The sequence below is a fragment of the Bacteriovorax sp. PP10 genome, from assembly GCF_035013165.1.
In the GTDB taxonomy this organism is placed as follows: domain Bacteria; phylum Bdellovibrionota; class Bacteriovoracia; order Bacteriovoracales; family Bacteriovoracaceae; genus Bacteriovorax; species Bacteriovorax antarcticus.
Genome location: NZ_JAYGJQ010000002.1, coordinates 1 through 22,610 on the forward strand (window position 1 = coordinate 1; position 22,610 = coordinate 22,610).

At 38.4% G+C, this 22,610-nt stretch carries 20 protein-coding genes; 15 read left to right on the forward strand and 5 right to left on the reverse strand.

Annotation, left to right across the window (positions count from 1 at the left end; all coding sequences use genetic code 11):
• Nucleotides 1-204 precede the first annotated feature (204 nt).
• The 15 genes from SHI21_RS09990 to SHI21_RS10060 all read left to right on the forward strand — a co-directional run bounded on the left by SHI21_RS09990 (nucleotide 205) and on the right by SHI21_RS10060 (nucleotide 14,679).
• Entirely contained in the window at nucleotides 205-2,670 is a 2,466-nt protein-coding gene (locus SHI21_RS09990; RefSeq protein WP_323576284.1) for a DNA translocase FtsK, read from the forward strand.
• 259 nt (nucleotides 2,671-2,929) lie between these two features.
• Complete coding sequence (gene rpsB / locus SHI21_RS09995) at nucleotides 2,930-3,727, forward strand: 30S ribosomal protein S2 (protein WP_323576286.1); 798 nt, start codon at nucleotides 2,930-2,932, stop codon at nucleotides 3,725-3,727.
• 44 nt (nucleotides 3,728-3,771) lie between these two features.
• Nucleotides 3,772-4,428, forward strand: a complete 657-nt coding sequence (tsf, locus tag SHI21_RS10000) for a translation elongation factor Ts (protein WP_323576287.1) — start codon at nucleotides 3,772-3,774, stop codon at nucleotides 4,426-4,428.
• A gap of 75 nt (nucleotides 4,429-4,503) precedes the next feature.
• Nucleotides 4,504-5,214, forward strand: coding sequence for a UMP kinase (pyrH, locus tag SHI21_RS10005; protein ID WP_323576289.1), 711 nt, complete (start codon nucleotides 4,504-4,506; stop codon nucleotides 5,212-5,214).
• A gap of 29 nt (nucleotides 5,215-5,243) precedes the next feature.
• Entirely contained in the window at nucleotides 5,244-5,801 is a 558-nt protein-coding gene (frr, locus tag SHI21_RS10010) for a ribosome recycling factor (protein ID WP_323576291.1), read from the forward strand.
• Between the two features lie 9 nt (nucleotides 5,802-5,810).
• Nucleotides 5,811-6,572 (forward strand): polyprenyl diphosphate synthase, encoded by a 762-nt coding sequence (gene uppS / locus SHI21_RS10015; RefSeq protein ID WP_323576293.1) that lies wholly within the window; start codon nucleotides 5,811-5,813, stop codon nucleotides 6,570-6,572.
• Entirely contained in the window at nucleotides 6,572-7,405 is an 834-nt protein-coding gene (locus tag SHI21_RS10020; protein ID WP_323576294.1) for a phosphatidate cytidylyltransferase, read from the forward strand. Before uppS ends, SHI21_RS10020 begins: the two co-directional genes overlap by 1 nt.
• Nucleotides 7,406-7,429: 24 nt before the next feature.
• Complete coding sequence (gene rseP / locus SHI21_RS10025) at nucleotides 7,430-9,004, forward strand: RIP metalloprotease RseP (RefSeq protein ID WP_323576295.1); 1,575 nt, start codon at nucleotides 7,430-7,432, stop codon at nucleotides 9,002-9,004.
• Nucleotides 9,004-9,597 (forward strand): hypothetical protein, encoded by a 594-nt coding sequence (locus tag SHI21_RS10030; RefSeq protein ID WP_323576296.1) that lies wholly within the window; start codon nucleotides 9,004-9,006, stop codon nucleotides 9,595-9,597. The genes rseP and SHI21_RS10030 overlap by 1 nt, the downstream gene beginning before the upstream one ends.
• A 2-nt stretch (nucleotides 9,598-9,599) precedes the next feature.
• Nucleotides 9,600-10,259: a phosphatidylserine decarboxylase gene (locus SHI21_RS10035; protein ID WP_323576298.1), complete on the forward strand. Its 660-nt coding sequence runs from the start codon at nucleotides 9,600-9,602 to the stop codon at nucleotides 10,257-10,259.
• Nucleotides 10,260-10,271: 12 nt separating this feature from the next.
• A complete protein-coding gene (gene pssA, locus SHI21_RS10040; protein WP_323576300.1) occupies nucleotides 10,272-11,039 on the forward strand; it encodes a CDP-diacylglycerol--serine O-phosphatidyltransferase in 768 nt (255 codons plus the stop codon).
• 48 nt (nucleotides 11,040-11,087) lie between these two features.
• Complete coding sequence (locus SHI21_RS10045) at nucleotides 11,088-12,062, forward strand: hypothetical protein (RefSeq protein ID WP_323576302.1); 975 nt, start codon at nucleotides 11,088-11,090, stop codon at nucleotides 12,060-12,062.
• A complete protein-coding gene (gene truA / locus SHI21_RS10050; protein ID WP_323576304.1) occupies nucleotides 12,049-12,816 on the forward strand; it encodes a tRNA pseudouridine(38-40) synthase TruA in 768 nt (255 codons plus the stop codon). Before SHI21_RS10045 ends, truA begins: the two co-directional genes overlap by 14 nt.
• A 94-nt stretch (nucleotides 12,817-12,910) precedes the next feature.
• A complete protein-coding gene (tig, locus tag SHI21_RS10055) occupies nucleotides 12,911-14,194 on the forward strand; it encodes a trigger factor (protein ID WP_323576305.1) in 1,284 nt (427 codons plus the stop codon).
• 86 nt (nucleotides 14,195-14,280) lie between these two features.
• Nucleotides 14,281-14,679: a hypothetical protein gene (locus SHI21_RS10060; RefSeq protein WP_323576307.1), complete on the forward strand. Its 399-nt coding sequence runs from the start codon at nucleotides 14,281-14,283 to the stop codon at nucleotides 14,677-14,679.
• A gap of 38 nt (nucleotides 14,680-14,717) precedes the next feature.
• Here the strand turns inward: SHI21_RS10060 and SHI21_RS10065 are convergent, their stop codons facing one another.
• The 5 genes from SHI21_RS10065 to SHI21_RS10085 form a co-directional block, all read right to left on the reverse strand.
• Complete coding sequence (locus SHI21_RS10065; protein WP_323576309.1) at nucleotides 14,718-17,390, reverse strand: valine--tRNA ligase; 2,673 nt, start codon at nucleotides 17,388-17,390, stop codon at nucleotides 14,718-14,720.
• A 2-nt stretch (nucleotides 17,391-17,392) separates the two neighbouring features.
• Nucleotides 17,393-18,703 (reverse strand): histidine--tRNA ligase, encoded by a 1,311-nt coding sequence (hisS, locus tag SHI21_RS10070; RefSeq protein WP_323576311.1) that lies wholly within the window; start codon nucleotides 18,701-18,703, stop codon nucleotides 17,393-17,395.
• A 67-nt stretch (nucleotides 18,704-18,770) separates the two neighbouring features.
• Nucleotides 18,771-19,619, reverse strand: coding sequence for a hypothetical protein (locus tag SHI21_RS10075; protein ID WP_323576313.1), 849 nt, complete (start codon nucleotides 19,617-19,619; stop codon nucleotides 18,771-18,773).
• 37 nt (nucleotides 19,620-19,656) lie between these two features.
• A complete protein-coding gene (locus SHI21_RS10080) occupies nucleotides 19,657-20,751 on the reverse strand; it encodes a hypothetical protein (protein ID WP_323576315.1) in 1,095 nt (364 codons plus the stop codon).
• 7 nt (nucleotides 20,752-20,758) lie between these two features.
• A complete protein-coding gene (locus SHI21_RS10085) occupies nucleotides 20,759-22,606 on the reverse strand; it encodes a hypothetical protein (protein ID WP_323576317.1) in 1,848 nt (615 codons plus the stop codon).
• Between the last annotated feature and the right edge of the window lie 4 nt (nucleotides 22,607-22,610).

Sequence of the window (22,610 nt, forward strand, 5' to 3'; positions counted from 1 at the left end):
GAACTCGGAAGTTAAGCTCTTCAGCGCCGAAGGTAGTGCCAGGGAAGCTTGGTGTGAGAAAAGGTCAATGCACCCTCTTTATTTTAGAAAAACCCCGAGCTTGTCTTGGGGTTTTTTGTTTTTAGGGGTCTGGTTTAACTCGTTTTTAAGTCTATCAAAATGCTTTTTCATTTCCAAAAAAAATTCATGATGTAGAATTTAAGTATGAATACAAAAATACTTAAATACGAACTGTTCGCTCTATTTTTCCTGACGATTATTACGCTTGTTGTGTTTTATTATAGAGACACTTTGCCGGATAATTATCTTTCGATTTCGTCTGCGTCCTCACATGGGTTCTTTGCTTATTATGGGACAAGTTTTTTAAATTTCATTAATTACTATTCTGGGCCGTGGGTTTTTATTCCATGTGCTGTCTTTACTTCATTCTATGTTTTAGTTTTTTCAAAAAGAGCTGACTGGATTGATGCCTTAAATATTATCTCACTTTCAATTTTTTCATTATTTACTATTTTTTATTTTCAACCGGGGCTTTTAGGAGCTGGGTTGTATCAGATTCTTGATATGACGTTTTCGGCGTTTTCTATGTTTTTAGTTTGGGCCGTGACTGCAACGTTATTTTTATGGGGGGCTTTCAGAGGAAGCTTTACTGATAAAGTTAAAATGGCAGCAGATGAAATTAAGAATTTCAATTATCAAGAGACTTCTGAAAATGTTCAGGAGAAGTTTTTATTACTTAAAAATAAATTTGGGATTAAACCTCGCGAAGATCAAGAGTTGTTAGAAGAAGATGAAGGTCTTCCGGCGATCGAGATGGCAAAACCTACTTTAAAAGAGAAAGTGGCGGCGAAGATTGCGAACTATGCGAAGCCTATTGAAGATAATTCTGAGAAAGAGGCGATTATGTTGCCGAATAATTCTCAGGAAAACCAAGAAGGAAAAGAAGTTGTCGATCCGGTTACAGGGGAGATTACGACTTCTACTGAAACTCAGACGAATGAAGGGATGTTTCTAGTTCCGATTACTGAGGCGAAGAAGATTGAAGCTTCTGATGACTTTGGGTTTGATGCAGTTGATGAGAGTTATCCGGTTGTGATTTCAGATGATGATGAATATGTGGATGAGTCTGAGATTTCTACGTTTAATAGTCATACAAATAAAGTTGAAACGTTTAATGAAGATAAATATTTTAATCTGGTGAAGCTGGCTTCGCATAAGAAACAAGATATGAAGTTTTCTCAGCCGGAAGATAAATACTTTCACGATATTATTTCTAAGATCCAGGCGAAGCTTGGGGAGTTTAAGATTCAGGGGCAGGTCATCAACGTTCTTAAAGGGCCGGTTGTTGATACGTTTGAATGGGAGCTTGGGCCTGGAGAGAAAGTTTCTAGGTTAACTTCGATTGCTGAAGATTTATCGTTAGCGCTTTCTGGGTCGCCGATTCGTATGGTTTATCCAATGAAAGGTAGAACGACCGTGGGGATTGAGGTTCCTAGGAATCCGAGAGATTTTATTTTCTTGGATGAGATTATTGGATCGAAAGATTTTACGAATACAAGTCATCAGCTTCCGCTTGCAATGGGGAAGGATGCGTTTGGTGAACCGGTTGTTGTGGATTTGGCAGCGATGCCTCACATGCTGGTTGCGGGATCGACTGGTGCTGGTAAGTCGGTTTTCATTAACTCTGTTTTAGTTTCTCTACTTCTTAAAAAGTCTCCTAATCAAATGAAATTGATTTTGATCGATCCGAAGCAGCTCGAGCTTGCGCTTTATTCACGTCTTCCGCATTTAATTATGCCGGTTATTACTGAGGCGAAAACAGCGACGACTGCACTACTTTGGGCGTGTCAGGAGATGGAGAGACGTTACTCGATTATGTCGGAATTTGGGGTGAGGAACATTGAAGGGTTCAATCATAAATTAAAATCGGCGGCGAGACCGGCGCTGGATAAGATCAGTAAATTTTATGAATTTGCGACTGAAGATACTTATGAGCTTCCATATATCGTTATTATTATCGATGAATTTGCTGACTTGATTCTGACTCAAAAAGGGAAAGAGATTGAGAATCATATTTGTAGATTGGCGGCCAAAGCGAGAGCTGCGGGTGTGCATTTAATGATCGCGACACAAAGACCTTCGGTTGATGTTATCACGGGATTAATTAAGTCGAACTTCCCTACACGAGTGTCTTTCCGAGTGACGTCTTCGACTGACTCGAGAACGATTTTAAATGCGATGGGAGCTGAAAAGCTGCTTGGTAAAGGGGATATGTTATATAAGCAAGGTGTGGACACGACTCGTATTCACTCGGCGTATATTGAAGAATTAGAGATTGAATCGCTGACTGAAAAGTTATCTGAAATGACTCCTTCGTTTGATCCGAATGTTATGGAATTTTTGGAAAATGGTGGAGAAGAAGAGCCTGTGACATCTGTTTCGATGAGAGATGGTGAGACAGCAGGTGGGAAAGATGACAAGTATGATGAAGCGGTGCGTGTTGTTCTAGAGCATCGTTCGGCTAGTGCGTCATTGCTTCAGAGAAGGCTTGGTGTTGGGTATAACCGTGCGGCGAATTTGATTGAAGAGATGGAATCAAAGGGAGTTGTGGGGCCTGCGCAGGGGTCTAAACCGAGAAAAGTTTTGATGGGATCTGAGTCTATTCCTTAATTAAAAAATGTTTTGGGCCTGTCTTGTGATGGGTCCAAAATAGTCTGTTTTTAACACTATAAATAAAATCGAATTTCATTGCGAAAATATCTGCGGCGAACTCTAAATAAGAAGTAAAAATGCTGCGCATTTTTTCGCCGCAGTCTTGCTCAAATTCAGGGCATATGTTATCAACATAGCTCATTAATAATTTCAGTTGTCTGAAATGTTGGTCCTTGAAAGAGGCTCACAGACAATTCGATTAACCAACGGAGTATCTATGTCAGAATTAAATCTAAAAAGCTTGCTTGAAGCAGGCGCACACTTTGGTCACCAGACTGAAAAGTGGAACCCAAAAATGAAGAAATACGTTTTCGGTGAGAAGAACGGTATCTACATTATCGATCTTGCTAAAACTATTCCTCTTGCAAAAGACGCTTACGACTTCCTTAAAAAAACTGCTTCTGAAGGGAAACCAGTTCTTTTCGTAGGAACAAAAAGACAAGCATCAGATACTGTAAAACAAGCTGCTATCGACTGTGGAGCTAACTTTGTTACTTCAAGATGGTTAGGTGGAATGCTTACTAACTGGAAAACTGTTTCTCTTTCGATTGATAAAATTCGTAAAGTAGAAAAAATGAAAGAAACAGGAGATTTCGGTCTTCTAACTAAAAAAGAAAGAATCAACATTGAGAAAGAAGTAATCAAGCTAGAAAAAGTTCTAGGCGGGATTAAAGATATGAAGAAGCTTCCAGGAGCTCTATTCGTTATCGATCCAAACAATGAAAGAATCGCTATCCTTGAAGCAAACAACCTTGGAATTCCTGTTGTAGCTATTACAGATACAAACTGTGATCCAACTGGTGTTGATTATGTTGTTCCAGGAAACGACGATGCAATTAAATCTGTATCAATGTTTACTGAATACTTCGCTAACTCAGTTACTGAAGGGATGAACCTTGCTAAGAAAAATAACAAGATTGAATCAAACTCTAAAGATTCTTCTCGTGACATGGCCCTTGAAAAAGAAATCATCAGCAAATACGAAAAAGATATCGATCTTGCTGACGAAGAATAGTTATAAGTTTTAGATTTTAATTTTTAAGTTTAAGGAAAATAGATATGACACAAATTACTGCAAAGCTTGTTTCTGAATTAAGAGAAAAAACTGGTGCTGGAATGATGGACTGTAAAAAGGCCCTTGGCGAAGTTGATGGTGACCTTGAAAAAGCGATCGATTACCTAAGACAAAAAGGTCTAGCTGCTGCTCAAAAGAAGCAATCTCGTATTGCTGCTGAAGGCTTAGTTGGATCATACATTCACGGTGGAAGAATTGGTGTAATGGTTGAAGTAAACTGTGAAACTGACTTCGTAGCAAAGTCTGAAGACTTCGTTACTTTCGTAAAAGACGTAGCTATGCACGTAGCTGCTGCTGATCCGAAATTCGTTAGAGCTTCTGAAATGGACCAAGCATTCGTAGAAAGAGAAATCGCAATCTACACTGCTCAGTTAAAAGAAGAAGGGAAACCAGAAGCAATGATCTCAAAAATCGTTGAAGGAAAAGTTAAAAAACTTTCTACTGAAGTATGTCTTCTTGATCAAAAATTCGTTAAGAACCCGGACATTTCAGTTCAGGATCTTATCAATGAACTTACTATCAAAGTTGGAGAGAAAATCGACGTAAGAAGATTTGTAAAATTCAACCTTGGAGAAGGTATTGAGAAAAAAGTTGATGACTTCGCAGCTGAAGTTGCTTCTATGACTGGTGGAAAACAGTAGTTATTATTTTATGAAAATTACAAAAAGGGGCTTTAAAGGCCCCTTTTTTTTGACCTACAAATTAAGGAAGAACTAATGAAGTACAATCGAATCCTTTTGAAACTTTCTGGAGAAGCACTTGCTGGTGAGCAGGGACATGGAATTTCGGCAGAAGTGCTGGACACAATTGCTGGAGAAGTTAAAGAGCTTCAAGTCATGGGTGTTGAGATCGCAATCGTTATCGGTGGTGGAAATATTCACCGTGGAGTAGCGGGAGCAACTAAGGGAATGGATAGAACGACTTCTGATCATATGGGGATGTTGGCGACAATTATTAACTCGCTAGCACTTCAAGACAGTCTTGAAAGACATGGAATCGATACGAGAGTATTGACTGCAATCGATATGCAAGAAATTGCAGAGCCGTACATTAGAAGACGTGCTGTAAGACACCTTGAAAAGAAAAGAGTGGTGATCTTTGCTGCTGGAACTGGGAATCCGTATTTTACAACGGATACAGCTGCGGCGCTTCGTGCGAATGAGATTGACGCACAAGTAATTATGAAAGCAACAAAAGTTGATGGAATCTACAATAAAGACCCAATGAAGTTTAAAGATGCCGTAAAAATTGATAAACTTAAGTTTATGGACGTTCTAAACCAAGGTCTTGCTGTTATGGATTCAACAGCTATCAGCCTTTCTATGGACAACGAAATTGATATTTTAGTTTTCAATATGTTTGAAAAAGGGAATATCAAACGTGCTGTATTAGGTGATAATATTGGGACAATTGTAACGAATAAATAATTTAACTAACTAACGAAGGGGATGTCATTATGATGAAAGAAACTCAAGCTTCATTAAATGATTCAATGAAAAAAGCGGTTGATTCGCTTAAGCATCAATTAACAAAAGTACGTACAGGAAGAGCATCAGCATCTGTTTTAGATGGTGTTCAAGTTGAATATTACGGATCTCTAACTCCGCTTTCTCAGTTGGGACAAATTTCAACTCCAGAAGCGCGTTTACTTCAAATCCAACCATTCGATAAAACGATGTTGGGTGCGATTGAAAAAGCACTTTTCGGTGCAAACCTTGGTGTTACACCAACTAACGATGGTAACTTTATCCGTCTTAACTTTCCTTCACTAACTGAAGACAAAAGAAAAGATATCGCTAAAGAAATCAAAAAAATTGGTGAAGATGCTAAAGTTGTTTTAAGAAACTTACGTCGTGATTCTAACGAAGCTGTTAAAAAAGCTGAGAAAGATAAAACTGTTTCAGAAGATGATTCAAAGAAAATCCAAACGGAAATTCAAAATATCACTGATAAGTTCACGAAAGAAATTGATACTGTTATTGCTAACAAAGAAAAAGAAGTACTATCAGTTTAATTGGATAAGATGGAACCACTTAGTCACAATATTAAGCACGTGGCCGTCATCATGGATGGCAATGGCCGTTGGGCCAAACAACGTTCTCACCCGAGAGTGTGGGGGCACGTGCGCGGTTCTGCAGTGGTTTCACATATTGTTCAGGAAGCAGATGACTTAGGGATCGAAGCGCTTACGATGTATGCGTTTTCTTCTGAGAATTGGAGTCGTCCACAGACTGAAGTTTTAGTTCTGTTTAATCTTCTTTATAAATTTTTAAAGAAAGAGCGAGCGAGAATTTTAAAAAACAATATCAGATTTAAAATTATGGGAGATATTTCTAATCTTCCGGAACAAACTAAAAAATTAATTGGGCAGCTTGAAAGTGAAACTGCTCATCATACAGGACTGAAACTGACGTTTGCTTTTGGATATGGCGCGAGAGCGGAGATTGCTTATGCAGTTAACCGTTTTATGAAAGCTAATCCAGGAAAAGACATTACAGAAGATGCTCTTAATGAATATTTAATGATCCCTGATTTAGGGGACGTTGATTTACTAATTAGAACTGGTGGAGATCACCGTGTTTCTAATTTTATGTTATGGCAAATTGCTTACGCTGAGATGTTTTTTACTGAAACGAAGTGGCCGGATTTTACGATCACAGAGTTCAGATACATCATCGAACAGGTGGCAAAAAGAGAGAGAAGATTTGGGGCAGTCGCTCCAGCAACTTCGCTTCAGGATAACATCATAGTAGCTCGCGAAAACCAAAGAATACTTCGAGGCTAATGATGTCGAATACAAAAGAAAGAGTTATTTCTGCGTTGGTAATGGCCGTGTTGGTTGTTGCTGCGGTTTACTTTGGTAAATCGACAACTCTGATTGCAGTGTTAGTGGCCAGTGTTCTTTGTATTGATGAAATGCTGATTAATTTTGCAAAACTCACACGTAAAGACTTTATTTATAAGTACGTGATGGTGTTCTTTAGTTTATTTTTCATCGCGATTAACGGGATGAACGCAAGAGTCTCGTTGAATGTTTTTACAATCGCGGCGATTCTTATGAACTGCTTTTTAATTTACTATTTGTTTAGAGTTCCTCTGGCAGATGGGTTTATGAAAAAGAGTACTGAAAAAAATCCTTCGATCATTGCAGTTCTTGTGGCCGTTCCTATGCTTTCTTTTGGGATTCACTTTGAGAGTGATGCCTGGAGACAAATTTTAGGGATGCTTTTGATTGTTACTTACTCAATGGATACTGGTGCTTGGTTTGTGGGCAAAAATTTTGGAAAACATAAACTCTGGCCAGCTGTAAGTCCTAAGAAAACTGTAGAAGGTTTCATTGGTGGGATAATCATCGCAGCTGTCTGTGGATCATTTGCCTGGGATATCTTTTTCGGTCAATTCAGATGGTATTACTCAATTATTTTTGGTCTTTGTGGGGCCATGTCACAAGTTGGTGACCTGATTCAGTCAAAGATTAAGAGAGAATTCGAAATCAAAGACAGTTCCAACCTCATTCCGGGGCATGGCGGGGTATACGATCGTATAGACAGCCTTATCTTTCTATCGCCTTTTTTCGTTATTGTTGTAAAATATCTAGGACAGCAAATCTCACTTTAGAACTCTGAAATTAAGAGGCTTCCAATGTTATTAGAAAAAATTGCAATTTTTATCATCTTTTTAGGTCCGCTCGTGTTCTTTCACGAATTGGGTCACTTTTTATTCGCTCGTCTTTTTGGCGTAAGAGTAGAAGTTTTTTCAATTGGTTTTGGGCCAAAGATCTTCAAGAAAAAATGGGGAGAAACAGAGTACGCTGTTTCTGCTATTCCACTTGGTGGATATGTAAAAATGTTTGGGGATGATCCGTTTAACAAAGACGACATTCCTGAAAGCGAGCGCAAGCACAGCTTCACTCACCAAGGTAAGTGGGCGCGCTTTTGGATCGTTATGGGTGGACCTCTAGCGAACTTTATTTTAGCGTTCGTGATTTTCTTTTCTCTATTAATTGTTGGAGAGAGAATTCCTGAAATTAAAATTGGTGCTTTAACTCCAGAGACTGCTCTTTACCAAAATGGTTTAAGAACAGGGGACGTTCTGGTTAAAGTTAATAACAACGATGTTTATAATCCTTCAGACTTAATGGTTGATGGCAATACTGCTGTTAGTTCGTTAACAGTAAAAAGAAATAATGAAACGAAAGTATTATCGGTGAACTTTGCTGGTGATAAGTTTTTTGAAGAAGTTTTAAAATACCCTCCATTTTTAAGAAAGCCGTACTTCGTTGATCAAAACGCAAACCGTTTTGTTGTCACTCCAGTTAAAGGGCAAATTGATTTCAAGCATTCGATTGAAGAGCTTGCGACAATGGAAAATGTGAAGAAGCTTTATGTTTATCCAATTGCTGCCGGAGAAGATCTTTCTACGGATACAGTAAAAGTTGATATGAACGCTGGAAAAGAAATGGCAGTGGAATACACTGACCTTAAATCTTTAATCATGGCACTTGATGGTAGAGGACTTCGTACGATCGATCTGATGGTAAGAAGTGTAAACATGGGTTCTCCTGCTGATAAAGTTGGGATTAAGAGCGATGACGTGTTCGCTAGTCTCGAAGGTCAGAAAGTTTATAGCTTTGAAGAGTTACGAACTAAACTTCAAACGATTGCAAAAGCTTCTGTGGACGTTGAAGTATACAGTAAGGGAGAGTTGAAGAAGTACACTGTGACTCCTGAAACGAGCATGCAAGATGGTAAGTCGGTTAAGCTTCTTGGAGTTTATAGCTTCGTTGAAGTCATGAAGACGAACTTTGTTTTAACGAAATCAAAAGGTCTGTTTAGTTCTGTGAGTGTTGCTGTAACACGTACATGGGACTCGATGAAAAAGACTGTTGATGGGTTTGTTAAGCTTATTACGAATCAAGTTTCACTGAAGTCAATCGGCGGGCCACTGGCGATTGGTAAAGTAGCACACGATTCATTTAATACATCACTATCGTATTTCTTCCAGTTAATGGCACTCATTTCTGTAAACCTTGGGGTTATTAACTTGTTTCCAATTCCAGTTCTTGATGGTGGGCATATTATGTTCATCGCGCTTGAGATTGTTAATCGCGGGCCTTTATCAAGACGTAAAATGGAAATTGCTCAACAGGTTGGTTTATCAGTTCTGTTGATGTTAATGGTTGGTGCGATTTTCAATGATGTGACTAGGTTCTTTTAATGCATTCTTTATATGTGGATAGTACTTCCGGATTAGTTATTGGCCTACTCGATTCAGAATTTAAATGGGTCGAGTACCATGATACAAATGAAAAAAAGCCTTCGGAAGTCATCCATGTTGAAATCTATAATCTGATTAAAAAATACAATTTAGATTTAAAAACGATGAACTTCTTCTTTTCTGCAGGCCCGGGGTCATACACGGGAATGAGATTGGGAGAGGGAATCGCGCAAGTCCTTGCGTGGGAAAATCGTAATGTTTTTTCATTTCTTCATTTTGAAGTGCCGACGTTTGTTGGTGTGAAAAAAGGATTTTGGGTTACCAATGCTTTTAAAGGGCAGGTTTTTAGTTATAACTGGAATCTTGAAGAAGGGACGAGTGAAAAAGAATTGATTAACTCGGCCGACTTTAAAATCATGGATACAACTTTAGGGTATACGCTGGCCGCAGACTCGAAAGATTTTTCTGAACTTAAAAATACAAAAGATCTGATTAAGAATTCTTCAGAAGTGATTTTTGCTCATGTTTATAAAGAAAAGATGAGAGAGCCACCTTATTATTTTAGAACTCTGGATGAGGAGTTTAATAAGTAGTTATGCTGAAATCTTATCTTCCGGCGAAATTTAATACACTCGCATTTATTATTCTATTCTTCCTTTGGGTTTTTAGTTGTTACAAAATCCTGACGGTGGCGTTTTTAGCTTACATCGTTTTGTATATCAGCTTAAGACGTAATAGAAACGACTTTCGTGATGATCCCATCGTAACGAAAGGAGTTATCTTTGCTCCGGCCAACGGGAAGATCATTCATATTGAAAATAATGTTTCACATGGAATGTATGGAGACCAACTGGTTGAAGTGCAGATCATGATTCCGTGGTGGAAAGAGATGGGTGTTTCGATGCCTTTATCAGCGGAGATTAAAACGCTGTTGGTTTTGAAAGGTCAGTCGTTCTTTCGTTATCACTACGCGGTTGAGAAAATCGGGACGAAAGATGGAAAAGGTGTTGCTCTAGCGTTAGATAACCGCGGCGAAACTGTGGGTCTTACGTTTTTCAAATGCAAATTAGGATTATGGCCGGAACTCATGGTTATGCCAGGGGATCGCGGAGGAAGACGAGTGAATATTGGCTACTTTCCCTTTGGTGGAACAGTGATGCTTTATTTACCAAAAAAATATGAGATACTACTTAAAATAAATGATGAAGTTACGGCAGGTGAAACAATCCTTGCAGTAATTCCTGACCATGCTTAAAGGTTATTAGAAATGTTGAACACACCACGCAGACTTGCTTTTTTTCTTCCGAATACTTTCACGGCACTTAATATGGCCTGTGGATTTTTCTCAGTTATTCTGGGATGGAGAGGAGAATTTACCCAAGCTTCATTGCTTTTAATTTTAGGTGCAGTATTCGATTCAGTTGATGGGCGAGTAGCACGTATGACGGGAACGCAATCTGCTTTTGGTGAGCAGTTCGACTCGATTTCTGATGTTGTAACTTTTGGTGTGGCGCCAGCGTTTTTAGTTTATAACAAATTCTTTTTTAATATGGGCCGTTTGGGTTTGATTACATCTTTTATCTTTCTTCTTTGTGGAGCGCTTCGTTTAGCTCGCTTCAACGCTAACATTGATAAAGTAAGTTCTGATTTTTTCCAAGGGCTTCCAATTCCAAGTGGAGCACTTGCTATTGTTGGGTTGATTCTTTTTACAGGAGAGTATCCTGAAGCTGGAATCATGGATCATCCATGGATTGCAGTTGTTTATGTTTTATTTTATGCCTTCTTAATGATTTCAAATATCCCTTTCAATTCTTTCAAGAATTCTCCGTGGGTAAAAAGTCATAAGAAGAGAGTGTTGTTTCTTATTTTCATTATCATGATTTTAATTGTGTTAGCTTATGAAATTATGATTGGTGGATTAATTCTTCTTTATGTTCTCGGGTCACTACTTTATTTTTTCAAAAATAAAGGTGCACTTGAAGAAATGTTTCACTGGAAAGGTGAGGAAGACGATGACCAAGGTCATCAGATCTAATTAGTTTTAAACTTTTTTTGATACGAGATACTTAGTAGGAGTATTGATATGCATAGAAGGAATCTAGCGTTTTTCATTTCCCTCTCAATTCTTTCATTCAACGCAGTGGCGGTGGATCTGGAGCATTCTGTTTCAGGTGATAATGAAATTGAGAACTCCTTAGAAAATACAGAAATCAAAGGGACGAGTCCTTATGTTGATGGCATAGAGTCTGGAGGCAGTGTCGAGACTGCAAAGAGTACTGGCGTTGATTATATTTTTGATCACGGTGTAAAGGAAGTTACAGATAAGCCTACACTTAAGAAAAAGTATGAAGACTTTGGTTACACCGCTCCAGGTACTTTTGATAAACAAGAAAACTACATTGAAACTGATAAAAAGATGCTAGCAAAAGACTTTAGAAAAGCTTCTGCTGGATCATTCAATATTACTTTCATTAAAAACGATTTTGACTACCAGTCTACGAATGACATTATTAACCGCACAATTGGAACGGGTTATAGGCACATCAAAGGTGGAGCTCTTTATTTCCGTAATGATGATTATATTGTAAAGAGAGATTTAATTAATGCTTATTGGTCATTAGGAGCAGGCGTTGGTTACAATTCGGGGAAAGGGATTTTCGCTTCTGATGGAACTCGCAGTGATGCGACTTTTAATCTTTGGGAAGTTCCGGTAGATCTAGGAGTGGGAATGGAAGTTCCACTTTATAGCTGGTTTAAAATTGCAGGAACCGGAGGAGCAAGTGTGCTGGGGTTAATGCAAAACAGATCGGACTATCAACGTGGTGAAGATGGTAAGAGAAAGTTTCAGGTGAGCCCTGGGTATTTTCTAAATGGGCAGATGAAAATTAATCTTACTGGTTTTAATGAAGACACAGCTAATGATTTATTTACATCAAGCCAGATTACAAACTTATTTTTAAATCTTGAGGCCCGTCATCAGTCCTATAGCAATTTTCAAGATGAGATTAAAATCTCAGGTACGTCATTCGGGATAGGTTTTACATTTGAATATTTATAGAATCACTGTTCAGTATAAAGGAACCCATTACTCTGGGTTTCAAGTTCAGTTGAGTGATAAGACCATTCAAGGTGAAATTAATTCTGTTTTAAAAGTTCTTTCTAAATCTGAAGATATTAAAAGTGTTGGTTCGGGTAGAACCGATGCAGGTGTGCATGCACTTGCTCAAGTGATGCGAATTGAAATTCCGGTTGATATTCCAGTTCAGGGTTTAGTGCGTGCGATGAATTCACTTTTACCTGAAGACATTCGAGTAGTAGATGCCGTTGTCGTGAATGATAAGTTCCATCCAATTTATAGTGCTAAATCAAAAGAATATAATTACGTTTTTACGACTGATGAAGTGATCTCGCCTTTTGCTCGCGAGCTGATCACTCATTTTCCCTTTGATCTGGATATTGAGTTGATGAAAAAAGGCTGCCAAATCTTTTGCGGTGAGCATGATTTTATCAATTACCAATGTGTCGGGACTGATATTGAGAGCACTGTGCGCAAAATTATCTCTTGCGAGTTAGTGCGCTTTGAGTCGAGTGGGCATTGGGGAAATCTTGCGGGAGAGTATTACGTTTTAAAAGTCGTAGGAAATGGATTTTTAAAGCAAATGGTACGTCTTCTCATGGGTGCGTTGATCTCGTTAGGTAAGGGCAAAATCACTTTAGAAGACCTCGAAAAATCGCTTAAAACACCGCTTAAAAATCGCCTGGGGCCAACGGCTCCGCCACAAGGGTTATATCTAAAAGAAGTCCACTACTAAATCTGTCTCTTTCACTGGGCAAATGTAGCCTTTACATTGACAATTATGGCCTTCTTTAATACTTTTGGAGAACTATTTTTAAGAGAGGATTTTTATGTCTTACACAGTAAAAAGCGTCAATGGATGCACAAAGAAAATTGAGTTCAATTTCGCAACTCTAGATCTATCAAAAGAAATCAAACAAGCGGTTGTTAGAAAACAAAGTACAACAAACGTTAAAGGATTCAGAAAAGGTAAAGCTCCTCTATCAATGGTAGAGCAAGTTTACGGACCTCAAATCGAATCAGACGCTCTTAATTCATTTGTTCAATCACAACTTTTCGAAGCTGTGACAAAAGAAAAATTCAAGACTGTTGGATACCCAGCATTCGAAAACATTAAGTACGATGCAGGTAAATCTGTATCTTTCGACGCTGTTGTTGAAGTTTTCCCAGAAATCAAACTTGCTGATTACTCTGGATACTCATTCAAAAAAGAAAGTGCTGAAGTGACTGCTGACGACATGGATAAGCTTACAAAGAACTACCTTGGTTCAAAAGCTGAAATGACTGAAGTAACTGACGCTAAAGCTGCAATCAAAAAAGGTGACTTCGCTGTGTTTAACTTCGAAGGTGTTAAAGCTGACGGATCAAGACCAGAAAACATGAAAGGTTCAGAATACCTTCTTGAAATCGGTTCAGGTCAATTCATTCCAGGATTCGAAGAAGGAATGATCGGAATGAAAAAAGGTGAGAAGAAGAATATTCTTTTAACTTTCCCAGCTGATTACCATGCTGTTGAACTTCAAAACGCAAAAGTAACTTTTGAGTGTGAACTTCTAGAAATTAAAGAAAAGAAATTCCCGGAACTTAACGATGAACTAGCAAAAGAATTCGGATACGAATCAGTTGCTGACTTCAACGAAAAAAATAAGAAGAACCTTGTTGCTCAAAAAGAAAGACAAGCTGCTGAAAAACTTCACCAAGACATCCTTGAAAAACTTGTAAACGAAAACAAGTTTGATGTTCCAGCTACTCTTGTTCAAAACCAAGAAAAATATCTTCAAGAAGATCTTGCTAAGAACCTTAAGGGTCAAGGATTCAATGAATCTATGGTTGCTGAGTACTTCGAAAGATGGAAAGGGGATATCCACACTAAAGCTAACTTCCAAGTGAGATCAGGACTTGTTCTAGATCATCTAGCTCAGGAATTTAAGATCGAAACTTCAGAAGCTGACTTCAACAAAAAACTTGAAGAAAGTGCTGCTCAAGCTGGAATTGATGTTGAAACTGTTAAGAAGTACTACTCTTCTAACGATCAAATCAAGAACAACATGATGTATGCAATCCGTGAAGAAAAGACATTTGAAGCTCTTAAAAAGAAAATCAAACTTTCTTAATACGTGTGTTAAAATTGAAATAACAGAGGCCCTGTCGCAAGACAGGGCTTTTTTTTATCTTTTTTGTCCACTTTTAGGGGAAATACATGTTGAAGCTTGTTCTTGGATTGTTTCTGGTAAGTAGTTCTGCATTTGCCGGCGCTAATGGATATGATCTGAAGTTTGACCTTTCTCTTAACGGAAAGCACATTTCATCACCACGCATGTATGTTTTAGAAGGTGCTGTGGCCTCTATTGAGCAGAAGAATTCGACAGACTCAAGTTACATTGAAGTGAAAGCAACTGAGACGATGGTGTCGAATAAAAAGCGCATCAAGATGAATTTTACTGTTGGGGTTGTGGATAAGTTTGGACAGAAGACAGTGATCTCAAAACAAAATATTATTGTTAAAGAAAATGAATTGATGAAAGTGACGTTGAATGAGAATGAAGATAATTCGAAGCATTTGGCGTTGTCTGTTGTAGCTAAAAGAAAATCATTATAAGAAAATAAAAGGCCCGCTTAAAGCGGGCCTTTTTTATTTTAGCCTTTAAATTGAACTAAATTTTCCTGGATACTTTGGATCTTCTCACGAAGCTCTCTTTCGTTCTGCTTTACTTCTTCACGCACATTTTCTGGTGCATTTGCCATAAACTTTTCGTTGTTCATTCTTGCTTCATAATTTTTATGGTCAGCAGTTGTTTTTGCTAATTCTTTTTCCAGTCGTTGGATCTGATCTTTTAGATCGATAACTCCATCAAGAGGAAGAAAGACTTCAGTGTGAGTCGTGATGTTAACGATAGATTTATTAGGACGATTTAATTCCTTGTTACCTACTGTTAAGCTTTTTACACGAGCTAGCTCCTGGAAGTTAACTAGGTTTGCTCTAAAGTACGTTACCAGCTCATTGTGGTCAGTGAAGAGTTCAACATTAACTTCGTCTTTTGGTTTAATGTTTACGCTGGCACGAAGATTTCTGATGCTAGTTACAACTTCAACGAACTTATTCATTTGGTCCTGGTCTTGTGTGAACTCCAGGGCCTTATCGTATTCAGGGTAATCTTGAGCAATCAATAGATCCTCATTTGCTTCTTTTAATTGTGACCAAAGCTCTTCAGTGATGAATGGCGTGATCGGGTGAAGAAGCGCCAGGATTTTTCTGAAAACGAATTTTAGAACTGATGCACGTTGAAGTTTAACAGCAGCGTTGTCACCATTTAAAATGTTTTTAGAAAGCTCGATGAACCATGAGCAGTACTTGTCGTATACGAATGAGTAAACGGCAGCACAAGCTTCGTCGTAGCGGTAAATTTCAAGGGAGTCGTTCATTACTTTTGTAGTTGTGTTTAGTTCTGCAAGAATCCATCTTTCATGGTGGTCTAGTTTGCTCATATCTGTGAGTTGAGCAGATCCAGCTTGAAGATGAGGGTAGATGAAACGGAATGCGTTCCATACTTTGTTAATGAAGTTTCTGTATCCGCCGATTCTATCCGGATCTAGGTTGATACCGCGGTTGTACCCGGCACCACTTGCTAGAGCGAATCTGAAAGCGTCTGTTCCGTATTGAGCGATCATATCGAAAGGATCAATTCCGTTTCCTAATGACTTACTCATTTTACGTCCCAGCTTATCTCTTACTATCGCGTGGATGTATGTATCTTTGAAAGGAACTTGGTCCTGAGTTTGAAGAGACATCATCATCATTCTAGCTACCCAGAAGAAAATAATATCGTAGCCAGTTACTAGAACTGTTGTAGGGAAGAAAGTATGAAATTTCTTTTCTTCCATAGCTTTTTCATCAGGCCATCCTAGTGTCGACATTGGCCATAGACCAGATGAGAACCATGTATCTAGAACGTCTGGATCCTGGTGAACCTTAGTTGATTTACATGTTGGGCATTCTGTATCGTTATGCTCGCTTGCCCATTGGTGATTGTTGTCACAATAGAAAACCGGAATTTGATGTCCCCACCATAATTGGCGAGAGATACACCAGTCTTTTGGATTTCTTAGCCATGAGTAGTAAGTGTTTTCCCATTCTTTTGGATAGAATTTCATATCGCCATTTTCAACAGCAACTACTGCACGTCTACTCATGTCGTTTACGTTTACGAACCATTGTTTTGAAACCATTGGCTCGATTGGAACACCTGAGCGTTCACCGTGACCAACTGGGTGCGTGTGAGGTTTTTTATCTAGTAAAAGTCCTAGTTCATCTAGTTTTTTTGAAACTACGTTACGAGCTACCTTTGTAGATAGACCTTTGAACTCTAGACAAATATCGTTAAGAGTTCCGTCTTTATTTAGGATGTTGATGATTGGAAGGTTATGACGTTTTCCGATTTCGAAGTCGTTGAAGTCGTGACCTGGAGTCACTTTTAAGCATCCAGTTCCTTTTTCAAGATCAACGTGTTCGTCTCCAATGATAGGAACTTCGCGGTTACATAATGGGATGATGGCCGTCTTACCGATTAGGTGTTTGAAGCGCTCATCACTTGGGTTAACTGCAACAGCAGTATCACCGAATAATGTTTCTGGTCTTGTTGTCGCAACTTCTAGAGTTTCATCAGATCCTTTGATCGCGTATTTAATGTGAAAGAAATTACCCGCAACATCTTTGTGATCAACTTCTTGATCTGATACAGCTGATTGAAGCATTGGATCCCAGTTAACGATATAGTCACTTTGGTAGATCATCTTCTTGTTGTACATATCAACGAAGAATTTCTTAACAGCTTTATTCGGGATTGGATCAAGTGTGAAAGTTAAGTAGTCCCAGTCACAGCTTGCACCCATAGCACGTTGCTGATCAAGGATATGATTTCCGTATTCTTCTTTCCATGCCCAGATTTTTTTAACGAATTCTTCGCGCGTGAAATCACGACGAGTTTTCTTTTCTTTTTCAAAAACCATTTTTTCAACTACTGATTGAGTTGAGATACCAGCGTGGTCTAGTCCTGGTAAGAAAAGTGTTTCGTATCCTTTCATTCTTTTGAATCTGATCAAGGAATCCTGAGTCGTGATATCAAGAGCGTGACCAGCGTGCAGTTTACCTGTTACGTTTGGTGGAGGAACGATGATACAGAAAGACTTGTTAGCTTTCCCTTTTTTCGGTTTGAAGTATTTTCCTGACTCCCACTGTTTGTACCATTTAGATTCAACGTCAGCTGGAGAGTAGGTTGTTGCAAGTTCATTTGTATTATTATTTGTTGTCATAATTAAGCCTTAATAATTTTCAGAATTGATTCAAGGTCGTTTAAATCAATTGTGTGTTGTTCTTTAGTCGCCAGGTTCTTTAATTGAATTTGGTTTTTTGCAAATTCATCGCTTCCCATAAGTGTGACGAAGCGGACTCCTTTTTTCTCAGCGGTAGGAAAGACCTTTTTAAACTTGATGGCATCTAAGTTTGTGACGACTTTTAAACCAGCTTTTCTTAAAGAGCGTGCAAGCTTCATTGAAACTTCAATGGCCTGGTCTTCTTGAAAAGTAATCATGATGTCATTAACTGGATGATCAAAATTGGGTAACAGATTGTGGACTTCAAGGAAGTCTTGGAAAGTGACGTCACCTAAACCGAATCCTACTCCTGGAAGTGGGTCTTCGTTAAAGATTTGAAGTAGGTTGGCAAATGCTCCACCACCACAAAGAGCTCGACGGTTATCAGGGTGCTTATCAAAAATTTCAAACACGATACCAGTATAGTAATCAAGTCCTCTTACGATGCTTGGGTCATATACAAGGTATTCAGACAGGTCGTTACTTTTAGTTAATGAAATGAAATTTGCAAATAAATCTGCAATCTCAGTTTCGTTATTCTTTTTTAAGAAAGCATCAACCTCATCAAAAGTTTTTAATTGTAGATAACTGTAAAAAATATTTTCAGCTGCGGGAGTTAATCCTACTTCTGCGACCATCTTCTTCAGACCTTCTTCATTTACTTTTTTAGACTTATCAGCAATTTTGTAAAGTCTGTAAGTTTGAGCATCAGTTGCTCCCATAATTTTTTTGAAAACTGTATCAACAATCGCGCGGTCGTTTAAAACGATTTCAAAGTGAGACTTGTTAGCACCGTAGTTTTCAAATAGTTCTACAGCGACTTGAAGAATTTCTACTTCACCTGTTCTTCCCGGAGCTCCAAAGATATCGCAGTTAAGCTGCCAGAATTCACGCATTCTTCCGCGCTGAGGTTTTTCATATCTCATTAATCTTGGAATTGAATACCAACGCAGAGGCTTACTAGACTCGCGGTGAACCTGTGCCACAAGTCTTGCAACCGTAGGAGTCATCTCTGGTCTAATGGCCATATTGCGTTCACCACGATCGATGAAAGAATAAATTTGTTCATTGATTAACTCTTCACCAGACTTAGCTTTGTAAAGTTCAACTTCTTCCAGAAGTGGACCATCGTATGGTTCGTAACCGAAACTCTCAGAAGTTTTAATCATTATCGAAAACAAGTAATCTTGAATCCTTTTATCTTTCGGAAAAAAGTCACGTGTTCCGCGGTAAGGCAGTTTATTTAGCGCCATTGGTAATCCTTAAATATTCATTAGGAGAATAGTGGGTTTTCAGAGGTAAAATATAGCACAGAATGGACTAAAAGTCTTGTAGCCATTCAGCGTCATTGCTAGGTTTTGGAAGATTCTGAAGAGACGGAGGAGTGTTTTCGTCTTCGAGCCAATTTTCTTCAGTTGGCTTAGGAAGATCGGCCGGAGTTATGTCAGTGATAGGGGCCAAAATATCTTCCACGCTTTTTTGTCCAGCAGCAACAGGCGCCTTCGGGGCCTTGGCCGGAGCGACGTCTTTGACTGCGAAGAATTTTAAGTCGGCTTCACTGGTAAGAGGAGCTGGTAGAGGAGTCATGCTGGCCTCTTTGGCCATTAGGTAAAAGCTGTTTTGGATATTTTTTAGAGCATCAAGCATTTTTGGAGTCAGCTCATTAGTAAATGCATCTAAACCTTCAGGGGTAATCTTAGAAACCCAGAACTGAATAAGTTCAGCTTTCTTTTCCAGCTTTCTGTATTCAATCTTTTCATTTTTTACGTTGGCATTTTTTTGTAATAAAAATTCTTTATAAATCGGGCTGCCGGTTAAATCTAAACTGTCTTTCAAAAGTGCCTGCAGGAACCATTTCACAAAATTGTCGTTTGTTTTTTTCATGGCCGAACGCAAAGTTGCGACAGTTGCTCCATCAATTGGCGTTTTGATGGGAGTAGCGTAATTCTTTAATAGAGTTTTATAAACTTCGATTTTCCCAATGAGAAAAATATCTTCTTTGGACATTGAGCGGGCATACAAGTCAATGTTCATCACTAAAGGAAGAATCTTTTTATAGTTTTCAGGACTTGTTGCCTGAACACTATCAACAAGCAAGTTGATTTCAAGTGGAAGATCTTTTGAGCCTGATATAGTTTTTTCGGCATAGGCAGACCCTATGCAATTCATTGCAAGCAATATGAAGACTAAATATAAGTTTCGTCTTTTAGTCATTTTCTCTTTCTTTATCTATCGCTTTAATGGCTTCGGTCGCTCCACTTGGTGGGAGAGACTTTAGTGAATCAATATTTTTATAATCAGTATTACCTTTAACGATAAAATACTTTCCTTTATCAAGTGCCAATAGAGTTCCATCCATATTGATAACACTTGTAATGGTTTTCATTTCACTTAAGAGAGTCAGTGCCTTGGTTTGTGTATTTAGGTCCACCAGGTCGGTACTGAAGTGCTCGTTTGTCCCGTAGTTTTTAATAAAAGTGATGTTGTCTTTACTGTAGTCACAAACCAGCTGACCGAAATCGTTGACCAGAGAATTGTAAATCGTGTCGCGTTTTGAGAAATCAGTAATAGGAAGAGGGGCGCGGTAGATGGTCGTTCCTTCTTTAGAATAATTGATTCCAAAAAGTCCCATGATCAAACTGTTATTATGCAGGCAGATTTCTGCTTTTAGCATTGGAGTATTCGCTTTAAAGATAACTTCTGCTTTATTAGTATTTCTTTGGTACTGCAATAAACCAACGGCACCTGTTTCACCAAGGTCAGTGTAGTAAATGGTATTTTCATCACTCATTAGCACCTGAGGAGTGAAATAAGGATTAATTTTATTATTCAATTTAATTGTAAATTTTAAGGCCTTATTGGCCGTGCTTTCAAACGTGATGATTTTTGTATAATAGTCATAATATGAAATCCACGTGTCATCTAAGTGAAGAGCTGGAGCTGATCCCATTCCAACTTCTTTAAGAGTGGTATCGCCAAAATTGAGCAAGAAGATTTTTTCCTGAGCTCTCAATGCATAAAAAGTATGGAAGATCTGATTTTGCATGACGATGATTTTTTTACGAGCAGCTGTCCCAATCAATGTGTACTGAGTTCCGATCTGACCTTTTAAGATCTCCATCACTTTATAGTTACTAGAGTAAAGAAGGCTTCCTGAACGTTTTTGATAATAAGTAAATTTTCCATCCTGGCTTAAAAAGCGGATGTTGCTCACAGCTTGCTTAGCAAGAAGCTCAGGCAGAATAATCTTTGCCTGAAGAGATCCTGCTAAAAGGAATGTTAGTAAAATGAAAATTTTCATAACCTTATTATTTTTTAATGCCATATAACGTCCATGTATTTAACGGGTGAAGTTCTTGATAGGCACTAACGGCATTAAAAATATTAGGCCACATCAAAAATCTTGGAGTGTGAATATCGTCAATTGATAAGCGCGCTACTAAAAGCGATTCGCCATCTTTTTCTACGTGTCCATCAACGATGAACGGTAGTGGGTGACACTGGTTAATGGCTGTTCTCTGGAATTGCTCAGGCATTAAGTCTTCGGCACAGCCGATCCCGTGAATCACACCATTAGGCATTTTATCCAGCCAGTATTTAACATCAGTTAAATTTCTTACAATACGTTCCTGAGTTCCTTTCACTTCATTGATTAAACTCGTAAAAGCGTAACGTTCACTAATGTAAGCAGTAGGAAAATAATCAAAGACCGGAAAGCCGACAAAGTGGATATCTTTTTGTTCTTTTTCTTCCCAGATCACTTTTTTATTACAAGCAAGAGTTGAGCAGGTTTCAGGGTTGAATACGATGAAGCATCCGAACTTAAACTCTGATCTAAGCGGATTATAGTTTTTAGCATCCACTAGCTTACATGTAGTTTTTTGTGGAGCACCTTTTTGAGCGTAAAGAATTTTGGCCACAACCTGGTCTTCACTTAAAGGCTCATCTGCTCTGGCACCAGGAATGTAAGTGTCACATGTTTCTTTGCCTTCAACTCGGTTCATGTAACAAACTTTTAGCGGCCAGCCTGATTCGTGTTTAATATCGAGATTTAATCTCGCTAAAGTATAATTGGCCTCGCCACGACAAGTTTCTTTTGAAGTGATGATTTTTCTAGGTGCAAAGTGGTTAACCAAACGGTGGATGTTGGTTAGAGCTTCATTATCAATATTTCCCGGGCAATCCTGATAGTCAGTTACGAGCTTTGATTTATTTAAAGCATCTGAAATATTGTTACAGTTTTGCAATGGGAAATTGGATGGAAAATCCTGAGTTCCTCTTGTTTCACAAAATTTATTATCTGTTGCCAGTTTACTTGCACAGTTTCTCATTTCCTGAACAGTCAGCTTTATTGTTTTGTTGTACATCTGCTGGCATTTGTAGCTCATTTTATAGTCAGGCATTTCAGATGTTAGGATTTTATTCCAAACATCGCCTTTTAAATAACTGCTGCAGAAGAGTTCTGGGTTACTGATAGAGTTACAAATATTATCCAGGTAAATTCTCTGCATAAGAGGAATGCGCTCGCGGTAGTAGTCAGCGATTTTTCTTAAAGCAGGTTTTTTAAAAACTTGTTGAATTCTGCAAAGATAAGGAGTGTAAGGGTTATCCAGCCATTCATTGTGGATTGCCGTACATTCATTCTTTGTTTTAGGAACTGTGAACTTGATTCCTTCAATTGTTTTTTGAGCGTTGGCCTCAGTAAATAAAATTGAGTACTCGCGATTGTTTAAACATTTTCTTTTATAGATCTGATCAAAGAAATCATCCTTGAGCATTGTCGCACTTTCAATTTTTCCGTCTTTGGTTTTGTAATTGATAAGAATATTGTCGATGTTTCCTTCAGTCGTTTTTAGAAGATTGGTTTCAAGCATCGAAAGGAAGCGGCATTCGTCTTTAAGGGCCAGTTTAACAAAACGCTCATCAGAGTGAAGGATAAGTGACTTCACATATTGTGGGTCGAGTTTAACTTCTTCAAAACCACTGAGGCTTGAAACTGCTTTTAGGTTTGATTGAATGCTGATTTTGTTTTTTTGGAATTGGTCTTTGTGGAGTTCTAAGAGTCTTTCGAAACTTTCGATGATTCCAGGATTAGTCGTTTCATTAGAGCCTTGAGAAAAGGCCTTACCAGATAAACTGGTAAGGCATATAAGCATAATT

Bases quoted from the DNA above. Each gene is read 5' to 3' on its own strand.
- SHI21_RS09990 (WP_323576284.1), top strand. From the start codon at position 205: ATGAATACAAAAATACTTAAATACGAACTGTTCGCTCTATTTTTCCTG.
- rpsB (WP_323576286.1), top strand. From the start codon at position 2,930: ATGTCAGAATTAAATCTAAAAAGCTTGCTTGAAGCAGGCGCACACTTT.
- tsf (WP_323576287.1), top strand. From the start codon at position 3,772: ATGACACAAATTACTGCAAAGCTTGTTTCTGAATTAAGAGAAAAAACT.
- pyrH (WP_323576289.1), top strand. From the start codon at position 4,504: ATGAAGTACAATCGAATCCTTTTGAAACTTTCTGGAGAAGCACTTGCT.
- frr (WP_323576291.1), top strand. From the start codon at position 5,244: ATGATGAAAGAAACTCAAGCTTCATTAAATGATTCAATGAAAAAAGCG.
- uppS (WP_323576293.1), top strand. From the start codon at position 5,811: ATGGAACCACTTAGTCACAATATTAAGCACGTGGCCGTCATCATGGAT.
- SHI21_RS10020 (WP_323576294.1), top strand. From the start codon at position 6,572: ATGATGTCGAATACAAAAGAAAGAGTTATTTCTGCGTTGGTAATGGCC.
- rseP (WP_323576295.1), top strand. From the start codon at position 7,430: ATGTTATTAGAAAAAATTGCAATTTTTATCATCTTTTTAGGTCCGCTC.
- SHI21_RS10030 (WP_323576296.1), top strand. From the start codon at position 9,004: ATGCATTCTTTATATGTGGATAGTACTTCCGGATTAGTTATTGGCCTA.
- SHI21_RS10035 (WP_323576298.1), top strand. From the start codon at position 9,600: ATGCTGAAATCTTATCTTCCGGCGAAATTTAATACACTCGCATTTATT.
- pssA (WP_323576300.1), top strand. From the start codon at position 10,272: ATGTTGAACACACCACGCAGACTTGCTTTTTTTCTTCCGAATACTTTC.
- SHI21_RS10045 (WP_323576302.1), top strand. From the start codon at position 11,088: ATGCATAGAAGGAATCTAGCGTTTTTCATTTCCCTCTCAATTCTTTCA.
- tig (WP_323576305.1), top strand. From the start codon at position 12,911: ATGTCTTACACAGTAAAAAGCGTCAATGGATGCACAAAGAAAATTGAG.
- SHI21_RS10060 (WP_323576307.1), top strand. From the start codon at position 14,281: ATGTTGAAGCTTGTTCTTGGATTGTTTCTGGTAAGTAGTTCTGCATTT.
- SHI21_RS10065 (WP_323576309.1), bottom strand. From the start codon at position 17,390: ATGACAACAAATAATAATACAAATGAACTTGCAACAACCTACTCTCCA.
- hisS (WP_323576311.1), bottom strand. From the start codon at position 18,703: ATGGCGCTAAATAAACTGCCTTACCGCGGAACACGTGACTTTTTTCCG.
- SHI21_RS10075 (WP_323576313.1), bottom strand. From the start codon at position 19,619: ATGAATTGCATAGGGTCTGCCTATGCCGAAAAAACTATATCAGGCTCA.
- SHI21_RS10080 (WP_323576315.1), bottom strand. From the start codon at position 20,751: ATGAAAATTTTCATTTTACTAACATTCCTTTTAGCAGGATCTCTTCAG.
- SHI21_RS10085 (WP_323576317.1), bottom strand. From the start codon at position 22,606: ATGCTTATATGCCTTACCAGTTTATCTGGTAAGGCCTTTTCTCAAGGC.